This is a genomic window from Helicobacter sp. 12S02634-8 (genome assembly GCF_002272865.1).
Taxonomy (GTDB): domain Bacteria; phylum Campylobacterota; class Campylobacteria; order Campylobacterales; family Helicobacteraceae; genus Helicobacter_J.
In genome coordinates, this window is record NZ_MLAP01000006.1 from 1 (window position 1) to 2,490 (window position 2,490).

Genomic DNA, 2,490 nt, shown 5'->3' on the forward strand with positions numbered 1-2,490 from the left:
TTTTGGTGGGGGTGGTTGTTGTTTTGTTGGTTTTTTTGTTTTTTTTTTTTTTTGTTTTTATTGTGTGTTTTTTTTTTTTTTGTTGGTGTGTTTTTTTTTGGGGTGTTTTTTTTTTTTTTTTTTGGTTTTGTGGTTAAAAAAACCCCCGTTTCTTTTTTTTTTTTTTTTTTTGTGGGGGGGGGGGGGGTGGGGGGGGGCAGCTTTACAGAGCGAGAGAAAATACAGCAATGAGTGCATACCCACGCCGTGTGTGCCGATGACAAAAAATGCATAGCTTTGGGGTAAGGGCAAGGGTTCAAACAAGCAAGCAGGCAGGCGTGTGCCTAATGAGAGGGCGATTTGCTTGAATTCTTTGTGATAAAGCCTAGAGAAGAGGTTTTTGAGTTTTTGCATTGCTTTCCTTGGGGTTAGAAGTTGGGTTAGGAGGGGTTTGTATCCAAAGAGAAGATATTTTTGGTCTTGAGGAAGTCGATGATGGTTTGTGTTTTTTTATCAAGATCTGTGAGGGTGTTGTTGTCGATGATGAGGTCAGATTGTGGCGTGTCATAGGGGATATCGATACCGACAACATCTTTGATTTGTGATTGGAGTGCTTGTGTGTAGAGGTTTTTTTGATCGCGTTTGATGAGCTCTTTGAGTTCGCATTGTATGTAGATTTCAAGGTAGTGGGTGAATTTCTCGCGATTGTATCGATAGATTTCATCAAAAAGCGATATGGTTGTTGCGATGATATGGATACCTTGAGAAGAGAGGAAATGGCATAGATCAGCGCGTTTGTGCGCGACTTGGATACGCGATTGTTTATCGTGGTGGTGGTGTCCGAAGAGCTCTCTGAAGCCATCACCATCTAAATAAACTAAATTTGGGAGGCTTGGCTTGAGCTTGTCGTATAGATGTTTGCCTATTGTGCTTTTCCCGCTCCCTGCAAGTCCATTGATCCAGATCACCCAGCCATTTTCTACCATCTATCTCACTTTTATATAATTTTGCGTATTATAGCTTGTTTTGCTCAAAATTCTATGGACTCCCCTGCCTTTTTGCCACTTATGAAGCTCTGATCGCTCCAGAAATATTCCCATTCACCAAAGCGCCCACAAGAGATGATACCTAATTGCTGGAGATAATCCCGCACAATCTGACGCTTTTCTTCCATGTGATGGGTGAATACGACATTAGCAAAGGGGAGTGTGCGCACATCTGTAGCGATAATATCTTCTCTTTGGCATAGCCCCATATGGATAAATTGATTGATTGTGTGCTCTAGGAGATAGCTTTCTATTTGGGGTTTACTAAGATGGGCTAGGTCTTTATGGAGTGCGTTTGCTTCTTTGGCGCGTGAAAAATATATTTCAGCTTGCAAGCTGCTAGTGCCCTTAGGGGCGTTTGCTGGGCTTTTGTTTGAGGGGCTATAGACTCTTGCGGGCAAGATATCTGTGTCATAGATATAAAACCAGAGATTTTTCATCGGAATTTGTTTGTTAAAGCCTAGTGAGATGATGATCCCTGAAGTGGCAAAGAGGTCTTTTTTGGCTGTGAGGATTTCTTGCGGGCAGGAGGTAAGGAGATCAGGGACAATAGGCAAGGGGAGCGTGGAGATGAGCTTGTCAAAGGATTGCGAGGGTTTGTCTTTGAAACTCAGCGTATGGGTATCCATATCAATTTGGGTGACTTGATGGTCGTAGTGGATAAGACATTGTGCCATGAGTGATTGGAAAAAGGATCGGTATTGCCCTCTTTGGGGGTATCTCTGCTCTTGGGCATAGTAAGTGCAAGGCGTGTCTTCGCTCATCGCACCATAGAGCACTTCTTGTATGTTGGGGCAATAGAGTCTGCTCCCTACCCAAGTGCTGCTGAGGTCTTTTGCTTCAAGTGTCCAATACTTGCGTGTATATACCATCGGGAAATGCTCGGCAAAAAACTCGCCATATTGGTGTTTGAGCCAAGTTTCAAAGTCGTTGATAGCTTCTTTGTCAAGTGGGGGGGGGTAGGTATTTTTAATCATATCTTCAATAGCTTGGACTTTAATTTGAGTGGGGAGGGGGTAGAGATTGTTTTGCGCGGGGTGCTTGATCCAGAAATTTTGGTAATAATTGATGGGGTTGGGAGTATGGCGTATGGGTAGGGCAGAGTGATGGAAGGTGTTTTGGGTATAGGGGTCTTGCGTGAAAGAGAGATGCACGAAGTTATCAAACCAAAATTTCCCTAAATACGAATCGATCTCAAATCCCCCACACAGACCACCCCAAGTGGATTCTTTTTCATAAATCACCACTTGGGCTTGCGGGTATTTTTCTTTGGCGTGGAAAGCTGCAGAGATACCAGCGATCCCTGCGCCCAAAACTGCAATTCTTTTTATCCCATCTCTTTTCATTGGCGCCCTCCAAAAGTCTGCTTGATACCTACTTCAAGAGAGATTTTAGGTTGCCAATGCGGGAGTTTTAGAAATAAAGAGCTTTGCAAACTAGAGATAGGGTCTAAAATCTCATTTTC

Annotated in this window: 3 protein-coding genes; all 3 read right to left on the reverse strand. The window is 43.3% G+C overall.

Features of this window, described 5'->3' with window-relative positions; all coding sequences use genetic code 11:
- Positions 1–57: 57 nt before the first annotated feature.
- The 3 genes from BKH46_RS09470 to BKH46_RS04740 are packed head-to-tail and all read right to left on the reverse strand — an operon-like array spanning position 58 to position 2,371.
- A complete protein-coding gene (locus BKH46_RS09470) occupies positions 58–393 on the reverse strand; it encodes a hypothetical protein (RefSeq protein WP_172402562.1) in 336 nt (111 codons plus the stop codon).
- Between the two features lie 26 nt (positions 394–419).
- Positions 420–965, reverse strand: coding sequence for an adenylyl-sulfate kinase (locus BKH46_RS04735; RefSeq protein ID WP_095225694.1), 546 nt, complete (start codon positions 963–965; stop codon positions 420–422).
- A gap of 44 nt (positions 966–1,009) precedes the next feature.
- Positions 1,010–2,371 carry an FAD-dependent oxidoreductase gene (locus tag BKH46_RS04740; RefSeq protein ID WP_095225695.1) on the reverse strand — a complete coding sequence of 454 codons (1,362 nt, stop codon included), beginning with the start codon at positions 2,369–2,371 and terminating at the stop codon, positions 1,010–1,012.
- Positions 2,372–2,490: the final 119 nt, after the last annotated feature.

Bases quoted from the DNA above. Each gene is read 5' to 3' on its own strand.
- BKH46_RS04735 (WP_095225694.1), bottom strand. From the start codon at position 965: ATGGTAGAAAATGGCTGGGTGATCTGGATCAATGGACTTGCAGGGAGC.
- BKH46_RS04740 (WP_095225695.1), bottom strand. From the start codon at position 2,371: ATGAAAAGAGATGGGATAAAAAGAATTGCAGTTTTGGGCGCAGGGATC.
- BKH46_RS09470 (WP_172402562.1), bottom strand. From the start codon at position 393: ATGCAAAAACTCAAAAACCTCTTCTCTAGGCTTTATCACAAAGAATTC.